Here is a 17568-nt window from a genome sequence, read left to right on the forward strand (position 1 = left end):
CAACCAGAGGGAGCAGCACCGACATCAAACACCAGAGCACCTGAGCAGATGTTAACTACGACTCCGTAGGAGTACGAAAGCCGGAAACAAATGAATACGGCGCTAAGAACGCCCTGCGCTCAGCGCATGAGCCTAAGCGCGTCGGAGAAAAACTCCGCGCCGCCGAAATTTCCGGACTTCAAAGCAAGCAACATGTCGCCTTTTTCAGCACCGACCGCGCGCAACACCGGGACGCCCGCCGCGATCTCTACTCCCACGAGAAATCCGGGAATCTTCAACCGATCGACCACGGCGCCGGATGTCTCTCCGCCGGCAACGACCAGGCGCTTGACGCCGGCCTGCACCAGACCCTCGGCGATGTCGGCCATCGCCTGCTCGATGGCGTGACCGGCCGCGTCGCGGCCGTGGCGCGCCTGGAGCGCTGCGACCTGATCCGGCGTCGAGCTCGATGCGATCAGGACCGGACCGTCGGCGAGTCGCGGTTTCGCCCAGGCCAGCGCACGCTGCGCCTCGCCGCCGCCCGTAATAATACGGTCCGGATCGAGATGCAGCACCGGCATCATTCGTTCGGCATTCGCAATCTGCTGGAGCGTCGCCTGCGAGCAGCTTCCAGCGAGGCACGCCGCCGGTCCTCCGATGGCGGCGCCCGTATCGCTGCTGGCCGCCGCTGATTTGACCTTGCCTGTCGAGACCAGTGCCCGCGCAAGTCCAAGGCCGATGCCGGAGGCGCCGACCGACAGCCGATGCTCGACAGCGACGAGGCCGATGGTCTCAAGGTCACGATCGAAGACGGCGTCGATGATCGCCGCACTAATGCCCTTGTCCGCGAGTTCGGCTAGCTGCGCTCGCACGGCATCCGCACCGCGCGTGACGGTGGCGAGGTCGACGAGGCCGATCTGCGTCCTGCTCTGGCGCGCTAGCACGCGCACCAGGTTGGAATCGTGCATCGGGTTGAGCGGATGGTCCTTCAGCGGGCTCTCGTTCAGCGGCACGGCGCCCACGAACAGATTGCCCTGGTAGACAGTGCGGCCGGTCTCCGGGAAGGCCGGCGTCACCAGCACGGCCGCCTCGCCGCAATCGGCGCGCAGCGCGTCCATCACCGGGCCGATATTGCCTGAAACGGTGGAATCGAAGGTCGAGCAGATCTTGAACAGCACGTGGCCGGCGCCACGGCCGCGCAGCCATGTCTCCGCGGCGCGCGAACGCGACACGGCAAGGCCGGCCTCGATCGAACGGCTCTTCAGCGACACCACGACGGCGTCGACCTCGGGCAGCGCCAGATCGTCCGCCGGCACGCCGATGGTCTGCACCGTGCGCAGGCCCGCGCGCGTCAGCGTGTTGGCGAGATCGGAGGCGCCGGTGTAATCGTCGGCGATGCAGCCAAGTGATAATTTCGCTGCAAGTGTCACGGCTTCACTCCCGCATAAGGCTTGAACCAGGCAAGGCCGTCGGTGGTCTTGCCGCGCGGATTGTATTCGCAGCCGACGAATCCGGCATAGCCGAGCCGGTCGAGCTCGCTGAACAGGAACGGATAGTTCAGCTCCTCGCCGTCAGGCTCGTTGCGCGAGGGAATGCTGGCGATCTGGATGTGGCCGATCACGGGCATCATCTCGCGCAGCCGCATCGTGACGTCGCCATGGATGATCTGGCAGTGATAGATGTCGAACTGGAGTTTCAGGTTCGGAAGCCTCAGCTCCTGGATCAGGTCACGCGCAAATCCAAAATCGTTGAGGAAATAGCCGGGCACATTGCGCGCATTGATCGGCTCGAGCACGATGTCGATGCCGTGCGGCGCGAAGAATTCCGCGGCCCACGCCACCGACTTGTAGAAGGCTTCGATGGCGACGCGCTCGCCGCGGTTGGCGATGCCGGCCATCAAATGCAGCCGCTTGACGCCGGTCGCCTTGGCATAGGGCAGCGCGGTCGCCAGGCTCGCCTTGAGTTCGGCGAATCGCGAGGGGAGAGCCGCAAAACCCTTCTCGCCGGCATTCCAGTCGCCCGGCGGCAGGTTGAACAGCGCCTGGGTGAGGCCATTGCGCTTGAGCCGCTCGCCGACCGCCTCCGCCTGATGCTCATAGGGAAAGAGAAACTCGACGGCGGTGAAGCCGGCCTGCGCTGCGGCATCGAAGCGGTCGAGGAACGGCACCTCGGTGAACATCATCGAGAGATTGGCGGCAAAACGGGGCATCGGAATCCTCTTGTCTACTTGTCGCCGGGCAGCTTGACGCCGGTGACCTGCGCATACATCCGCGCCACCGACGCATCGTCGTCGCGGCCCATGCCGGCGGCTGATGTCATCAAGAACATCTGGAGTGCCGCGGCGGAGACCGGGACCGGGAATCTGGCACTGCGCGCCATGTCCTGGATGATGCCGAGGTCCTTGACGAAGATCTCGACCGCACTGCGCGGCGTGTAATCGCCGTCGAGCACGTGCGGCATGCGGTTCTCGAACATCCATGAATTTCCGGCGGACGCCGTGATCACCTCATAGACCTTGCGGATGTCGAGCCCCTGCTTGGCCGCGAACGCGATCGCCTCGCTGGCGGCGGCGATATGCACGCCGGCGAGCAACTGGTTGATCATCTTGAAGGCGGCGCCTTGGCCGGCGGCATCGCCAAGCTCGTAGAGCTTTGCGGCCATGGAATTGAGCGCGGGCCGGGCTTTCTCAAACGCAGCCGGACTGCCGGAGGCGAGTATCGTCAGCTCGCCCTGCGCTGCGCGCTGCGCCCCGCCGGAGATCGGGGCATCCAGATAGTGCCGGCCGGTCGCTTCCAACTGCTTGGCGAGACGCCGCGCCACGTCGGGATCCATGGTCGCCGACGACAGGAAGACGCTGTCCTTGGGCATGGTTTCAGCGACGCCATCCTTGCCGAACAGGATCGCCTCGGTCTGCGCGGCATTGACGACGACGCTGACGACAATGTCGGCGTCCTTGGCGGCTTCGGCCGGTGTCCTAGCGCCGGCGCCGCCGTCCGTCACGAAGCGCGCGACCGCATCAGCCGAGACGTCGCAGCCGGTGACGATATGACCGGCCCGTTTCAGCGAGGTCGCCATGCCGAACCCCATCGAGCCGAGCCCGACAACGGCAATGCGCTGATTCTGTGAGGTGGAGGCAGACATGCAACTGATCCTTGCGACGTTCCCGGACGGCCGCCCTTTGCGGCAGCTTGGCAAATCGAATAACACGGCTTGGCCGCGCTGCCAAAGCGTGAGACAAACGGACATGACGGCCATGGGCAACGAGACACGGTTGCGCGAGGACATTTGCCGCTTCGGACGGTCCCTGTTCGAGCGCGGGCTGACGCCCGGCTCCTCCGGCAATATCAGCGTCAGGCTGGACGGCGGCGGCTGGCTGGTGACGCCGACCAATGCCTCGCTCGGCTTCCTCGATCCCGCCAAACTGTCGCGGCTGGACAATCAGGGCCAACTGGTTTCGGGCGATGCGCCGACCAAGGAAGTTCCGCTGCACACCGCGCTCTACGCCACGCGCGAGAGCGCAAGGGCGATCGTGCATCTGCATTCCACCCATTCGGTCGCGCTTTCGATGCTCCCGGAGATCGACCCGCGCGGCGCGCTGCCGCCGATGACGGCATATTATGTGATGAAATGCGGCGCCACCGCGCTTGTGCCCTATTACCGCCCGGGCGATCCCGCGGTCGCGGATGCGATCAGGGGGCTGGCGGGGAAATACTCATCGGTGTTGCTCGCCAATCACGGCCCGGTGGTCGCCGGCGACACGCTGGAAGCCGCGGTGTTTGCGACGGAGGAGCTAGAGGAGACGGCGAAGCTGTATCTCCTGCTCCGCGGGATGAACCCGCGCTATCTGTCGCCGGAGCAGGTGACGGATCTGGTGAAGGTGTTCGGGGTGGCGTTGCCGGAGCATGGGCACGAGCACTAAGCTCGGCTCTAGCCTCGTCATTGCGAGCGCAGCGAAGCAATCCAGGATCTTTCCGCAGCGGCAGTCTGGATTTGCTTCGCTACGCTCGCAATGACGGAGGATGTGGCTGCCTACAGCCCCAGATACGCCTTGCGCACGTCCGGATTGCCCTTGATCTCGCTCGCTGCGCCCTGCATCAGCACGCGGCCGGTTTGCAGGATGTAGGCGCGGTCGGCGATTTCCAGGCACTCCGCCATGCGCTGCTCGACGATCAAGACGGTCATGCCGGCATCGCGGATGCGCTTCACCGCCTGGAAGATTTCGTCGACCAGCTTCGGCATGATGCCCTGCGAGGGCTCGTCCAGCATCAACAGCCGCGGGCGTGTCATCAGCGCGCGGCCGATCGCGAGCATCTGCTGCTCGCCGCCTGAGAGCGTCTCGGCGCGCTGTTCGAGCCGTTCGGAGAGGCGCGGAAACAGCTGGAACACGAGATCGAGCGGGCTCTCGCGGTCGGCCTCGCCGCGGTAGAGATAGCTGCCGAGGCGAAGATTGTCGCGCACCGAGAGGCGTGGAAACAAGCGGCGGTTCTCCGGCACATAGGCGATGCCGGTGGCGGTGGTGTGGTACTGCGCCATGCCGTCAAGCCGCCTGCCGTCGAACGTCACCGTGCCCGAACGCGGGCGCTCGGCGCCGGCGATGGATTTCAGCAGCGTCGACTTGCCCGCGCCGTTGGCGCCGGCGACGCAGACGATCTCGCCCTTCTGGACCTCGATCGAGATCGCGGAGATCGCGACCAGGCCCTGATAGGCGGTCGTGACTTCACGCACCGACAGCATGACGATCTCCCAGATATGCGCTGATCACCTTGGGATCGCGGACGACCTCAGTGGGCTTGCCCTCGACCAGCACCTTGCCGAGATCGAGCACGATGGCCCGATCGACCAGCGGCATCACGATCTCCATCACATGCTCGACCATCAGCACGGTAATGCCGGCGTCACGCACCTTGCGCACCAGCGCCACACCGGTCTGCGCCTCCGTCGGCGTAAGACCAGTGAGGACTTCGTCGAGCAGCAGGAGTTTCGGTTCCGTTGCAAGCGCGCGCGCAACTTCGAGGCGGCGTTTTTCGGCCGGCACGAGGTCGCTCGCGAGCACGTTGGCGCGCGCGGCAAGGCCGGTGAATTCGAGCACCGCATGCGCCTTGCGGCGCGCCTCGCGCATCACGGTGTTGCGCACGAGGGCGCCGACGATGACATTGTCGATGACGGTCATGGTCTCGAAGCTCTTGACCACCTGGAAAGTACGGCCGACGCCGCGCTGGCAGCGTTCCGCCGCCGGCAAGGCCGTGACATCCTCGCCGTCGAACCAGATCGTACCCTGGGTCGGCGGCAGCACGCCAGCGATGAGATTGAACAGCGTCGACTTGCCGGCGCCGTTCGGGCCGATCAGGCCGACGATCTCGCCGCGGCCGACCGAGATCGAGACATCGCTGTTGGCAACGAGGCCGCCGAAGCGCTGCCAGACGCCGCGGGTTTCAAGGAGCGCGGTCATCGCGTGGCTCCTTTCGCTTTGGTGCGCGAGAACAGACTCACCAGACCTTGCGGCAGGGCCAGCGAGATCGCCACGATCAGTGCGCCATAGACGATGAGGTCGACGCCGCGGCCGGAACCGCCGATGTAGGAGCGCGTCAGCTCCGTCATCGGGATCAGGATGGCGGCGCCAAGCACCGGACCCCAGAGGGTACCGATGCCGCCGAGCACGGCCGGCAGCGCCATCAGCAGCGAGAACTGGAAGCCCATCACGCTTTCAGGATCGATATAGGCGAGAAACTGCGCATAGAAGGCGCCGCCGATGGCAACGAGGAAGGCGGAGACGGCAGCCGCGCCCATCTTCGAGTTGAACACGACGACGCCGAGGCTTTCAGCAGCTTCCGGATTATCCTTCACCGCGCGCCACCAGAAACCCCATTTGGAGTCCTCTAACCACCAGGTGACGAACCAGGCGAGGCTGCACAGCACCAGTGCGAAATAGAAGTACGGCAGCTTGCTGCGCATGAACTGGAATTTCAGCCAGCTGTCGCCGCGCACGGGAATGGTGATTCCCATCGCTGCCCCCGCCCATTCCCAGTTCTGGAACAGGAGCAGTCCAATCTCGGCGATGACGATGGTCGCGATCACGAAGTAATGGCCGCGCAGGCGGAAGAAGGGATAGCCGAGCCCCATCGCAATGATCGCGGCAATTACCCCGCCAGCCAGCATGCCGAACCAGGGCAGCACGCCGAACTTGGTGAACAGGAGCTCGGTGGTGTAGGCGCCGATGCCGAAATAGAGCGCGTGTCCCAGCGATATCTGTCCGCAATAGCCGGAGAGAATGTTCCAGCTCTGCGACAGAGCCGCATACATCAAGGTCAGGATCAGGATGTTCTGGACGTAGACATCCTTGATGAAGAGCGGCGCGAGCGCTGCGAGCCCGGCCAACACCGCGGCGATAATGAGGTCGCGGCGGCGCCGCGCTGCAAAAGTCTTGTCCATCACATCGATCCGAACAGGCCGCGCGGCCGGATGAAGACGACGAGGAGATAGACGGCATAGATGCCGACCGACTTCAACGAAGGCGGCAGCAACAACGCGGTGGTCGCCTCGACAAGGCCGACGATGATACCGCCGGCGAAGGCGCCGAACACGCTGCCGAAACCGCCGAGCGCGACCGTGACATAGGCGATCAGCGCAAAGGACGCGCCGACGTCGGGATAGATGTAGAAGAACACCGCCATGATCGCACCGGCGAGGCCGACCAGCGCGGCGCCGAGGCCCCAGCCGAACGCGAACACGCGGTTCTTGTCGATGCCGACGAGTGCGACAGCGCCCGGATCTTCACGCGTGGCTTCCAGCGCGCGACCGAAATCGGTGCGGTGGATGAAGAAATAGAGACCGGCAAAGGCCGCGATCGAGACCAGCGCGCCGATCAGTTGCGGCTCGGGCAGGAATATGCCGCCGATCGAGATGGTTTTGCCACCGACCCAGGACTGCGGAATGCTGCGATAGTCCGGCGTGAAGAAGAACTGCGCGAGGCCGCGCATGAGGATGGCAAGGCCGAAGGTGGTGAAGATCTGCACCATTCCCGCATTGGCCTTGGCCCGCATGGCGAAGCGTACAATGAGTAGATAGACCACTGCCCCGAACACGAACATTGCCGCGGCGACCAATGGCGCCGACAGCAGGGGGTCGATGGCGAAGAAAGCGAACAGGAAGAAGGACAGGTACATCGCGATCATCAGGAACTCGCCATGAGCGAAGTTCGTGACGTCCATCAGGCCGAAGATCAGCGCGAGACCGACGGCGATCAGTCCGTAGAGCAGGCCCATGAGAAGGCCGCTCGCGAGACTCTGGATAATGGCTTGGGCTGTCAAAAGTCTGTCCCCCGAATTACACCTTCATCCTGAGGAGCGCGCCCCTGCGCGCGTCTCCGAGGATGGCCACGCCCTCGTCCTTCGAGGCGCGGGCTGCGCCCGCTCCTCGGGATGAGGGCGGGAGCTACATCTGAGCTCCCGCTCTGTGAAACCTACTTCATCGGCCAGATCGCTTCAGCGATCGCGGCCTGCGGCGGGAAGATGGTGACGAACTTGCCGCCGACATATTGCAGCAGCACCGGGTCCGCGTCGTTGTTCTGGCCCATCTCGTCGAACTTGACGCGCTTCCAGGGCATGATGGTCTGCTCGCCCGGGATGTCGGTGGCGGCCAGCGCGTCGCGGATCTTCTCGCCGTCGGTCGACTTGGCGCGGCTGATCGCATCCGCGAGGATGATGAGGCCCATGAACTGACGCGAGGTGAGATCGTTGAAATCCTTGCCCGACCGCGTCTTGAACATCTCGTTGATCTTGCCGACCATCGGGCGCTTCTGCGCGAGATCGAGCGAGAAAGTGCCACGCGAGATCACGCCTTCGAGCTTGTCGCCGACAGCGTCGTAGAGCGCCTTCTCGGAGAAACCGGCGTCTTGCGCCACGATCGAGTTCGGCTTGTAACCGAGCTCGGCCATGGTCTTCACCAGCAGGATGCCGTCGGTGGTGTAGCTCGAGGGCATCAGCACGTCGGCGTTGGCGCTCTTGAGCTGCTGCACCTCGGCCGAGAGCGAGGGCGAGTTGGCTCGATACTTGACATCGGTGACGATCTTGTAGCCGCGCTCGCCGGCGATCTTGGCCTGGGCGTTGCCGGAATCGGTGCCGAAGATGGTGTCTTCGTGGAACAGCGACAGCGTCTCGATCTTGGTGCCCTTCTTCTTCAAGGCATCGAAAAAGTCGAACATCGCGGCCGAGTACATCTCGTCATGCGGCGCGGCGCGGAAGTAATATTTCAGACCGCGACGGTGCAGGCTGGGCGAGGAGTTGTCAGCGGAGACGAACGGGATCTGGTAGCGTTCGCAGATCTGGCTGACGGTGACGGCGACTGCGCTCTGATAGGTGCCGATGATGGCGGAGACCTTCTCCTGCGTGATCAGGCGCTCAGCCTCGGCGCGGCCCTTCTGCGGATCGGCCTGGTGGTCGGCGAAAACAAGCCGGACCTTTGCACCGCCGAGACCCGGCAAGCCCTCGCCCTTCGCCAGCGGCAGGTCGAAGTCGGTGTCCTTGTTGATGACCTCTAGCGCGGTCTCATAGGCCTTCTGCGCGTCGACGCCCTGCTGCGCGCTGCCGCCGGAGAACGGATAGATCACGCCGATCACGACTTCGGAAGTCTGTGCGCGCGTTGCCAGCGGCACCAGCGCGGCTGTAGCGGTGGCTCCCAACAGTACGTCGCGGCGAGTGATCGTCATGGCAAGTCCCCTGTTACTGAATTTCGGCTGATCGAATGAAGCGATTGATGGATGCGGTAAAGCCCGAAGAAGCAGCAAACGCTGCCCACTAAATCACGGCCATGGTCCTGTTCTTGAGATCCGTCACCAGCATCAGGCCGGGCGAATGCGTGATCGCGAACGGCAGCCTGGCAGCGTTGATGACCGATTGCGGTGTCACGCCGCAGGCCCAGAACACCGGAATCTCGTCGTCGGCGACCGGCACCGGATCGCCATAATCGGGCTTGGTGATGTCCTTGATGCCGATCAGATGCGGATGGCCGAGATGGACGGGCGCGCCGTGCACGGCCGGATAGCGCGAGGTGATCTGCACCGCGCGGATCGCGTCCGCCGGCTTGAACGGACGCATCGACACCACCATGGGGCCGGCGAAAGGACCGGAGGCGCCGCAGGCGATGTTGGTGCGATACATCGGCACGCGCACATTGTGCTCGATGTGGCGGATCGGCATGCCCTCGTCGAGCAGCGCCTCTTCGAACGAGAACGAGCAGCCGAGCACGAACGTCACGAGATCATCGCGCCAATGCTTTGTCACATCGGTCGGCTCATCCACGACCTCGCCGTCGCGCCAGACCCGATAGCGCGGCACGTCGGTGCGGATGTCGAGATCGGCGCCCAGCGCCGGGATGTGCGGACTGCCGACATCGGACATGCCGATGATCGGGCACGGCTTGGGATTGAGCTGGCAGAAGCGGTGAAAGGCGCTGGCATATTCCGCCGGCAGGATCGCCAGATTGCCCTGGACGAAGCCGGGGGCAACGCCGGCGGTGGAGGCGACCAGCCCCTCGCGATAGGCGAGCCGCGCCTTGCGGCTGGGGAGGGTGTCGGGCGTTTCAGTTTGCTGCACTGCCACCAAAACAGTCATGTGATCGATCTGCCTATAAACTCGACAAAGACAGCCAACACCAGGCATGCTATAAAGTCTAATCTTCCTTTCTAATCAATATCGATAAATTTCATTTATCGCTTGGGAAAATCCTTCCAATGCTGGACTTCAGATCGATCGAGACGTTCCTCTGGGTTGTGAAGCTCGGCAGCTTTCGCGGCGCCGCAGCACGCCTCAACACGACCCAGCCGGCGATCTCCCAGCGCATCGCCCAGCTCGAGCGCGAGATGGGGGTGAAGCTCCTGAATCGCGACCACCGCGTGGCCTCGCCGACGCCAAGCGGCAGGCAGATGATGGTCTACGCGGAGAAGCTGATCGGCCTGCGCGCCGCAATGATTGCCGAGATCGGCGACCGCTCCGCGATGCGCGGCGTGATGCGGCTCGGCGTCGCCGAGACCATCGTGCACACCTGGCTGCCGCGGCTGGTGAAGAGCATGAACGAGGTCTATCCGAACTTGTCGCTGGAGATCGAGGTCGACATCACGCCGAACCTCACCGCGCGCCTGCTTGCGCAGGAGATCGAGCTTGCTTTCGTCGTCGGCCCGCTCTCGGCCTCCGGGGTGCACAATCGCCTGCTTGCCGACTATCCGATCGGCTTTCTCGCCAGCCCCTCGCTCGGCCTCGGCCATGGACCGGTCACGCGGGCTGAGCTCGCGCGGTTTCCGATCATCACATTCCCGCGGAAGACGCGGCCCTACGAGGTCGTGCGCGAAGTGTTCGACCGGCCGGAGCTGCCGCCGATCCGGCTGCACGCCTCCGCCTCGCTTGCGACCGTGATCCACATGGCGATCGAGGGCCTCGGCATCGCTGTGATCCCCGCCGCCATCGTCGAGAACCAGCTCGCAGACGGGCGATTGCAACTGCTCGATACGGATCTCGAAATCGCGCCGCTGACATTCACCGCAAGCTGGCTCGCCTCGCCCGACGTCGTGGCGGTGGAGCGCGTTGCAGAGCTTGCATGTCAGATTGCGCAGGGCAGCCTCGCAGTTGACGCGCCCGCGCCGGCGCGTCATTGAAACAGGCGCCGGACCACTGAGAGACTGACCGCATGAGCCGAGCCGCCACCAACTTGCAAATCGATTCCGCCCGCCTCTGGGGCTCCATTCACGAGACCGCGCAGTTCGGCGCGACGGCCAAGGGCGGGGTGCGGCGACTGACACTGAGCGCCGAGGACAAGCAGGTGCGGGACTGGTTCCGCAAGGCCTGCGAGGACGCCGGCCTTGAAGTGCACACCGATGCACTCGGCTCGCAGTTCGGCCTGCGCAAGGGACGCGACATGTCGAAGCTGCCGGTCGGCATTGGCTCGCATCTCGACACCCAACCCACCGGCGGCAAGTATGACGGCATTCTGGGAACGCTCGGTGCTCTCGAAGTGATCCGCACGCTGAACGACGCCGGCATCGAGACCGAGGCGCCGATCTGCGTCGTCAACTGGACCAACGAAGAGGGCTCGCGCTTCGCTCCCGCGATGATGGCCTCGGCCGCCTATGTCGGCGACTTCACCACCGACGACATCCTGTCGCGCAAGGACGTCGATGGAACCACCGTCGGGCAGGCGCTCGATGGCATTGGTTATCGCGGCGACAAGCCGGTCGGCTTCCAGAAGCTCGGCTGCTTCGTCGAGTTGCACATCGAGCAGGGCCCCATCCTGGAAGCCGAAGGCAAGACCATCGGCGTGGTCGATTCCGGCCAGGGCGTGCTCTGGTACGACGGCAAAATTTCCGGCTTCGAGAGCCATGCGGGATCGACGCCGATGCCGCTGCGGCGCGATGCGCTGGCGACGCTGTCCGAGATCGTGCTGGCGATGGAGGCCATTGCGAGGAAGCACGGGCCGAAAGCAGTCGGCACCATCGGCGAAGCCGTGATCGCAAACCCCTCGCGCAACGTCATTCCCGGCGAGATCGCCTTCACGATGGATTGCCGCAGTGCGGATGGCGCGATCATGGATGCGCTCGATCGCGATCTGCGCAGCGCGATTGCCGAGATCGCCGCACGCCGCAAGGTCGAGGTGAAGATCGACCTGGTCTGGCGCAAGCCGCCGACGCATTTCGATCCCAAGTTGATTGCGGCCGTCGAGAACGCGGCGAAGACGCTCGGCTACTCCTCTCGCCGCATCACCTCCGGCGCCGGCCACGACGCCTGCAATCTCAACACAATCATGCCGGCCGCAATGGTGTTCGTGCCCTGCAAGGACGGCATCAGCCACAACGAGCTGGAAGACGCCACGCAACCCGATTGCGCCGCGGGCACTAATGTCCTCATGCACACGGTGCTGGCGATCGCCGGCGTCGCATCCTGACCGGAGAGAGAGTCATGCGCGGAGTTTTCGTCGACGCCAACGAAGCCCTGGCCGTGATCATGGAGCGGCTGGAGCAGCCCGGCGATCCCAAGGTGCGGATCCACAGGGATCCCGACATCAAGCCCGAGCAGTACCCGGAAATCCTCGACGGCGCCGAGATCGCGATCGTCGACCACACCGCGCTGCCGACCGAGGTCGCGAAGAAGTGCACGGGGCTAAAGCATGTCGTGTTCCTCGGTACCGGCGCGCGCAGCTACATGAATCCGGAGGAGCTCGCTGAGCTCGGCATCTCCGTGCACCTGATCAAGGGCTATGGCGACACGGCGGTCGCGGAAGCCGCGATCGCGCTGATGTGGGCCTCGGCGCGGGGCATCGCGATGATGGACCGCGAGATGCGCGGCGGCAACTGGCTGCGCGAGGATGGCATGCAGCTCACTGGCAAGACGCTCGGCCTGATCGGCTTCGGCGGTATTGCCGCGGAGGTCGCACGCATTGCCTCGGGCAGCGGCATGAAGGTGATTGCCTGGAACCGCTCGCCGAAGAGCCATCCGGGCGTGGAATTCGTCGATCTCGACACGGCGTTGGCGAGAGCAGACGTCGTATCGCTGCATCTGCTGCTCAACGACGAGACCCGCGGCATGATCACGCGCGAGATGATCGCGAGGATGAAGCCAGGCGTCATCCTCATCAATACCGCGCGCGCCGCCGTCGTCGACGAGGCCGCCATGATCGACGCGCTGAGGTCGGGCCACATCCGCCATGCCGGCCTCGACGTCTTCAACGTCGAGCCATTGCCCGGCGATCATCCGCTGACAAAATTGCCGAACGTAACATTGTCGGCGCATTCGGCGTTCCGCACGCCCGAGGCGAGCGAGAACCTCATTCATGCGGCATGGGAGCACTGCCGCAGAATCGTAAAGGGCTAAGAGCAACAACAATGGCCGACTATCGCACCATCAAGGCAAAGCCGCTCATCGAAGCTATCAGTGCCATCGTCAAGGCCGGCGGGTCGACAGACCGCGAGGCCGAACTCGTGTCCACCAACCTAGTCGAGGCCAATCTGAAGGGACACGACTCGCACGGTGTCGGCATGATCCCGCGCTATGTCCAGAGCGTCACCACGGGCGGCCTCGCCGTGAACCAGCACGTCAAGATCGTGCTCAACACTGGTCCGCTTCTCACCCTCGACGGCCTCACCGGCTACGGCCAGGTGATCGGCTATGAAGCGATGGAGCTGGCGGCTGAGCGCGCCAAGCGCAACGGCGTGTGTCTCGTCGGCCTCTCCAACTCGCATCATATCGGCCGCATCGGCCACTGGGCCGAGCAGTGCATCGGCCATGGGCTGGTCTCGATCCACTTCGTCAACGTGATCTCGCGCCCGATCGTGGCGCCCTGGGGCGGCAGCGACGCGCGCCACGGCACCAACCCGTTCTGCGTCGGCATCCCGCGCGCAGGCAAGGAGCCGATCGTGCTCGACTTCGCCACCAGCAGGATCGCGCAGGGCAAGACCCGCGTCGCCCACAACAAGGGCGTCGAGCTCGAACCCGGCACCATTATCGACAATGAAGGCAAGCCGACCGTCAATCCGCGCTACACCGTGATCCCACCGCACGGCGCCATCCTGCCGTTCGGCGAGCACAAGGGTTCGGGGCTCGCGCTGGTGTGCGAGATCCTCGGCGGCGCACTCTCGGGCGGGCAGGTGGTCAAGGGTCCGTCCGACGGCAAGCACAACGTCCTCAACGGCATGCTCTCGATCATCATCGATCCGACCAAGCTCGGCACCGCGGAGAATCTCGCGCGCGAAGTGGAAAGCTTCGTCGCCTGGCACACCGGCTCGCCGTCCGCCCCGGGCGTCGAGAAGGTGAAGATCGCCGGCGAGCCCGAGCGCGAGACCAAGAAGAAGCGGCTTGCTGAAGGCATCCCGGTCGATCCGACCACCTGGCAGGAGATTTTGGAGGCCGGGAAGAAGTTCGGGCTGGATCAGGCGGCGATCGAGAAGATCGCCGGGTAGCCTCCATGTCGTCCCGGCGAGGCCGGGACGACCACCCCCGCGGTTAGCGGATCAGACTAATCCACCATGTCCGCGACTGCCTTGCCGCAAGCCGTCGTGTCGGCGTTGCCGCCGAGATCCTTGGTGCGGAGCGTGCGCTCTGCCAGCGTGCGCTCGATCGCTTCGACGATCGACTTGCCGGCTTCCTTCTCCCCGAGATGCTCGAGCATCATCGCGCCGGACCAGATTGCGCCGATCGGATTGGCGATGCCCTGCCCCGCGATGTCAGGCGCCGAGCCGTGCACCGGCTCGAACACCGATGGGAAATTGCCCTCGGGATTGATGTTGCCTGACGGCGCGATGCCGATGGTACCGGTGCAGGCCGGACCGAGATCGGACAGGATGTCGCCGAACAAATTGGAGCCGACCACAACGTCGAACCAGTCGGGGTGCAGCACGAAGTTCGCGGTCAGGATGTCGATGTGGTACTTGTCCCACTTCACCCCCGGAAACTTCTTCGCCATCGCCTCCACGCGCTCGTCCCAATAGGGCATGGTGATGGAGATGCCGTTCGACTTGGTCGCCGAGGTCAGGTGCTTCTTCGGCCGCGACTGCGCGAGCTCGAAGGCGAACTTCAGGATGCGGTCGACGCCGATGCGGGTCATCACCGTCTGCTGCGTCACGAACTCGCGGTCGGTGTCCGGGAACATGCGGCCGCCGACGGACGAATATTCGCCTTCAGTGTTCTCGCGCACCACCCAGAAATCGATGTCGCCGGGCTTGCGGTTTGCCAGCGGCGACGGCACGCCCGGCATCAGCCGCACCGGACGCAAGTTCACATACTGGTCGAACTCGCGGCGGAATTTGATCAGCGAACCCCACAGCGAGACGTGGTCGGGAATCTTGGCCGGCCAGCCGACCGCGCCGAAATAGATGGCATCGTGCTTGCCGATCTTGTCCTTCCAATCGTCCGGCATCATCTGGCCGTGCTTCTCGTAATAGTCCCAGGACGAGAAGTCGAAATGATCGAAATGAAGGGACACGCCGTGCTTCTTCGCCGCGGTCTCCAGAACGCGCAGACCCTCCGGCATCACTTCCTTGCCGATGCCGTCGCCGGGAATGACTGCGATCCGGTATTGTTTCTTGCTCATCGAGAACGTCCTTGATTGGTCCGGCAGCCGCCGCCCTTTTTGACCGCACTGCAATGGACCAAACGCGGCGGCAGTGCAACGCTGCACTGCAATGTTGACCATGGCGCGGCCGACCGCCTACTGATTTCATCCTGTTCCTGTCCTGCGAGTAACTCCCATGGATCTGCATCTGCGTGGCAAACGCGTCCTGATCACAGGCGCGTCCAAGGGTATCGGCGCAGCTGCCGCCGAAGCGTTCGCCGAGGAAGGCGCTCATCTCCTGCTCGCCGCCCGCAACGGCGATCAGCTCACGGCTCTGGCCGAGCGCTTGCGCGCGGCGCACCAGATCGACGCCGCCACGAGCATCGTCGATTTGCGCAAGAGCGAGGATTTGGCACGGCTCGCCCAGGAAGCCGCCGATTTCGACGTGCTCGTCAACAATGCCGGCGACATCCCCGGCGGCTCCATCGACAAGATCGACGAGGCGACCTGGCGACACGCCTGGGAGTTGAAAGTGTTCGGCTATATCAACCTCACGCGCATGATCTATGCGCAGATGAAGGCGAAGGGCGGCGGCGTCATTGTCAACGACATCGGCGCGGCCGGCGAGAAATTTGACGCCAACTACATTTGCGGTAGCGCCGGCAATGCCGCACTGATGGCCTTCACCCGCGCGCTCGGGGGAAAGAGCCTCGCCGACAACATCCGCGTAGTCGGCATCAATCCCGGCCCTGTTGGCACCGACCGTCATGTCACCCTGCTGAAGACGCGGGCAAAGCACCAGTTCGGCGACGAGAGCCGCTACAAGGAATTCCAGAAGAGCCTGCCGCTCGGCCGACCTGCGCATGCGCGCGAGATCGGGGATCTCATGGCGTTCCTGGCGTCGGATCGCGCCGGCTATACCTCCGGCGTGATCTACACGGTGGATGGCGGCATCAGCGCGGGATGGGGTTAACTCTATCCACGTCATTGCGAGCGAAGCGAAGCAATCCAGGAATGTATCTGCGGCAAAAGTCTGGATTTGCTTCGTCGCTTCGCTTCTCGCAATGACGGAGTGTAGAATAAGCACAGGAGTAAATAATTGTCTCAGGACCTGATCCGCGAAACCGCTTGCGCCGTCGTCGACAAGCTGCGATCCGGCGACGTCTCACCGCTGGAGCTCTTGGATGTGCTGGAGGAGCGCATCAGCGACGTCGATGGCAAGGTCAATGCGCTGCCGACGCTGTGCTTCGATCGCGCGCGCAATAGCGCAAGGGCGCTGATGCAGAAGCCGGCCGGTGCGCGCGGATTGCTCGCAGGCCTGCCGGTGCCGATCAAGGACCTGACCGATGTTTCAGGCGTGCTGAACACCCAGGGCTCGCCGATCTTCAAGAACAATATCCCGGCGAAGTCCGACATCCTGGTCGAAAATCTCGAGGCCAACGGCGCCGTCATCTATGCCAAGTCGAACACGCCGGAATTCGGTGCGGGCGCCAACACCTTCAACGAGGTGTTCGGCGCAACTCTCAATCCCTGGGATACGTCCAAATCGGCAGCCGGTTCGTCGGGCGGCGCGGCCGTTGCGCTCGCCACCGGCATGGCCTGGCTCGCGCAAGGCTCCGACATGGGCGGCAGTCTGCGCAGTCCGGCAGCTTTCTGCGGCGTCGTCGGCATGCGGCCAAGCATCGGCCGCGTCGCGCACACGCCCAAATCAGCCATCGATCGCAACCTCGGCGTCGTCGGTCCGATGGCCCGCAACGTCGAAGACCTCGCTCTGCTGCTGGATGCCATGAGCGGCGATTATGCCGCCGACCCGCTGTCATTGCCGGCGCCCTTGACGTCGTTTCTCTCGGCGACGCAGGCAGGCAAGAAACCGAAGCGCATCGCCTACTCGCCAGATCTCGGTATCACGCCGGTCGATCCCGAAGTCACAGCGATCACGCGGAAGGCGGCGGAACGCTTCGCCGAGGCCGGCGCCATCGTCGAGGAGGCGCATCCGGATTGGCGCGAGGCGCATGAGTGCTTCCACGTGCTGCGTGCATTCGACTTCGCGATCAGCAAGGCGCAGCTGCTGCGCACAAAGCGCGACCTGCTCAAGCCCGAGGTGATCTGGAACATCGAGGAAGGCCTCAAGCTCACGGTCGAGCAGCTCGAACGCGCCGAAGCACAGCGCGTCGGCATGACCGCGCGCGCCATCGAGTTCTTCCAGACCTACGATCTGCTGCTGGTACCGACCACAATCGTGCCGCCCTTCCCGGTCGAGCACCGCTATGTCGCCGAATGCGCAGGCAAGAAGTTCGAGAACTATGTCGAATGGCTCGGCATCGTCTATGCCATCACGCTCGCCTGCTGTCCCGCGCTGTCCCTGCCCTGCGGCTTCACGGCGTCGGGACTTCCGGTCGGCCTGCAGGTCGTCGGGGCTCCGCGTGCGGATGCGCAGGTGATCGCCGGCGCGAAGGTGCTGGAGGATATTTTGGGCCTGCGCGGCACGACGCCGATTGATCCGCGGGCGAAGAAATAGTCTCCGCTCGTGACGCAGCGCAGCGCTCCTTCAGCGTTGCG

General features: G+C 64.3%; 17 protein-coding genes. 7 read left to right on the forward strand and 10 right to left on the reverse strand.

Annotation, left to right across the window (positions count from 1 at the left end; genetic code table 11):
• Nucleotides 1-119: 119 nt before the first annotated feature.
• The 3 genes from otnK to ltnD are packed head-to-tail and all read right to left on the reverse strand — an operon-like array spanning nucleotide 120 to nucleotide 3120.
• Nucleotides 120-1409, reverse strand: a complete 1290-nt coding sequence (gene otnK, locus IVA88_RS07440) for a 3-oxo-tetronate kinase (protein WP_247496631.1) — start codon at nucleotides 1407-1409, stop codon at nucleotides 120-122.
• Complete coding sequence (gene otnI / locus IVA88_RS07445; protein WP_247496632.1) at nucleotides 1406-2188, reverse strand: 2-oxo-tetronate isomerase; 783 nt, start codon at nucleotides 2186-2188, stop codon at nucleotides 1406-1408. Before otnI ends, otnK begins: the two co-directional genes overlap by 4 nt.
• Nucleotides 2189-2202: 14 nt before the next feature.
• The gene (gene ltnD / locus IVA88_RS07450; protein WP_247496633.1) at nucleotides 2203-3120 is read right to left on the reverse strand and encodes an L-threonate dehydrogenase; all 918 of its coding nucleotides are present in this window, start codon (nucleotides 3118-3120) and stop codon (nucleotides 2203-2205) included.
• Between the two features lie 103 nt (nucleotides 3121-3223).
• On the opposite strand from ltnD, the gene IVA88_RS07455 reads away from it, so the two are divergent.
• Nucleotides 3224-3898, forward strand: a complete 675-nt coding sequence (locus tag IVA88_RS07455; protein ID WP_247496634.1) for an aldolase — start codon at nucleotides 3224-3226, stop codon at nucleotides 3896-3898.
• Nucleotides 3899-4008: 110 nt separating this feature from the next.
• Here the strand turns inward: IVA88_RS07455 and IVA88_RS07460 are convergent, their stop codons facing one another.
• The 6 genes from IVA88_RS07460 to IVA88_RS07485 form a co-directional block, all read right to left on the reverse strand.
• Complete coding sequence (locus IVA88_RS07460; protein WP_247496635.1) at nucleotides 4009-4713, reverse strand: ABC transporter ATP-binding protein; 705 nt, start codon at nucleotides 4711-4713, stop codon at nucleotides 4009-4011.
• A complete protein-coding gene (locus tag IVA88_RS07465) occupies nucleotides 4697-5428 on the reverse strand; it encodes an ABC transporter ATP-binding protein (protein ID WP_247496636.1) in 732 nt (243 codons plus the stop codon). Before IVA88_RS07465 ends, IVA88_RS07460 begins: the two co-directional genes overlap by 17 nt.
• The gene (locus IVA88_RS07470) at nucleotides 5425-6408 is read right to left on the reverse strand and encodes a branched-chain amino acid ABC transporter permease (RefSeq protein WP_247496637.1); all 984 of its coding nucleotides are present in this window, start codon (nucleotides 6406-6408) and stop codon (nucleotides 5425-5427) included. Before IVA88_RS07470 ends, IVA88_RS07465 begins: the two co-directional genes overlap by 4 nt.
• Nucleotides 6408-7286: a branched-chain amino acid ABC transporter permease gene (locus IVA88_RS07475; protein ID WP_256466766.1), complete on the reverse strand. Its 879-nt coding sequence runs from the start codon at nucleotides 7284-7286 to the stop codon at nucleotides 6408-6410. Before IVA88_RS07475 ends, IVA88_RS07470 begins: the two co-directional genes overlap by 1 nt.
• Nucleotides 7287-7438: 152 nt before the next feature.
• Nucleotides 7439-8683, reverse strand: a complete 1245-nt coding sequence (locus tag IVA88_RS07480) for an ABC transporter substrate-binding protein (protein ID WP_247496638.1) — start codon at nucleotides 8681-8683, stop codon at nucleotides 7439-7441.
• Between the two features lie 88 nt (nucleotides 8684-8771).
• Nucleotides 8772-9587 (reverse strand): putative hydro-lyase, encoded by an 816-nt coding sequence (locus IVA88_RS07485; protein WP_247496639.1) that lies wholly within the window; start codon nucleotides 9585-9587, stop codon nucleotides 8772-8774.
• Nucleotides 9588-9706: 119 nt separating this feature from the next.
• Between IVA88_RS07485 and IVA88_RS07490 the strand changes: the two genes are divergently transcribed.
• The 4 genes from IVA88_RS07490 to IVA88_RS07505 are packed head-to-tail and all read left to right on the forward strand — an operon-like array spanning nucleotide 9707 to nucleotide 13918.
• Entirely contained in the window at nucleotides 9707-10624 is a 918-nt protein-coding gene (locus IVA88_RS07490; RefSeq protein ID WP_247496640.1) for a LysR family transcriptional regulator, read from the forward strand.
• A gap of 32 nt (nucleotides 10625-10656) precedes the next feature.
• On the forward strand, nucleotides 10657-11907 hold the full coding sequence (locus tag IVA88_RS07495; RefSeq protein ID WP_247496641.1) for a Zn-dependent hydrolase: 1251 nt from the start codon (nucleotides 10657-10659) through the stop codon (nucleotides 11905-11907).
• A 14-nt stretch (nucleotides 11908-11921) separates the two neighbouring features.
• Nucleotides 11922-12833: an NAD(P)-dependent oxidoreductase gene (locus IVA88_RS07500; protein ID WP_247496642.1), complete on the forward strand. Its 912-nt coding sequence runs from the start codon at nucleotides 11922-11924 to the stop codon at nucleotides 12831-12833.
• Between the two features lie 11 nt (nucleotides 12834-12844).
• Entirely contained in the window at nucleotides 12845-13918 is a 1074-nt protein-coding gene (locus IVA88_RS07505) for a malate/lactate/ureidoglycolate dehydrogenase (RefSeq protein ID WP_247496643.1), read from the forward strand.
• Nucleotides 13919-13974: 56 nt separating this feature from the next.
• Here IVA88_RS07505 and IVA88_RS07510 read toward each other — a convergent pair whose 3' ends face one another.
• Nucleotides 13975-15048, reverse strand: coding sequence for a tartrate dehydrogenase (locus tag IVA88_RS07510; protein WP_247496644.1), 1074 nt, complete (start codon nucleotides 15046-15048; stop codon nucleotides 13975-13977).
• A gap of 157 nt (nucleotides 15049-15205) precedes the next feature.
• On the opposite strand from IVA88_RS07510, the gene IVA88_RS07515 reads away from it, so the two are divergent.
• Both IVA88_RS07515 and IVA88_RS07520 read left to right on the forward strand, forming a co-directional pair.
• A complete protein-coding gene (locus IVA88_RS07515) occupies nucleotides 15206-15982 on the forward strand; it encodes an SDR family oxidoreductase (RefSeq protein ID WP_247496645.1) in 777 nt (258 codons plus the stop codon).
• Nucleotides 15983-16108: 126 nt separating this feature from the next.
• Nucleotides 16109-17527, forward strand: coding sequence for an amidase family protein (locus tag IVA88_RS07520; protein ID WP_247496646.1), 1419 nt, complete (start codon nucleotides 16109-16111; stop codon nucleotides 17525-17527).
• Nucleotides 17528-17568 lie beyond the last annotated feature (41 nt).

The sequence above is a fragment of the Bradyrhizobium sp. 149 genome (assembly GCF_023073915.1).
In the GTDB taxonomy this organism is placed as follows: Bacteria; Pseudomonadota; Alphaproteobacteria; order Rhizobiales; family Xanthobacteraceae; genus Bradyrhizobium.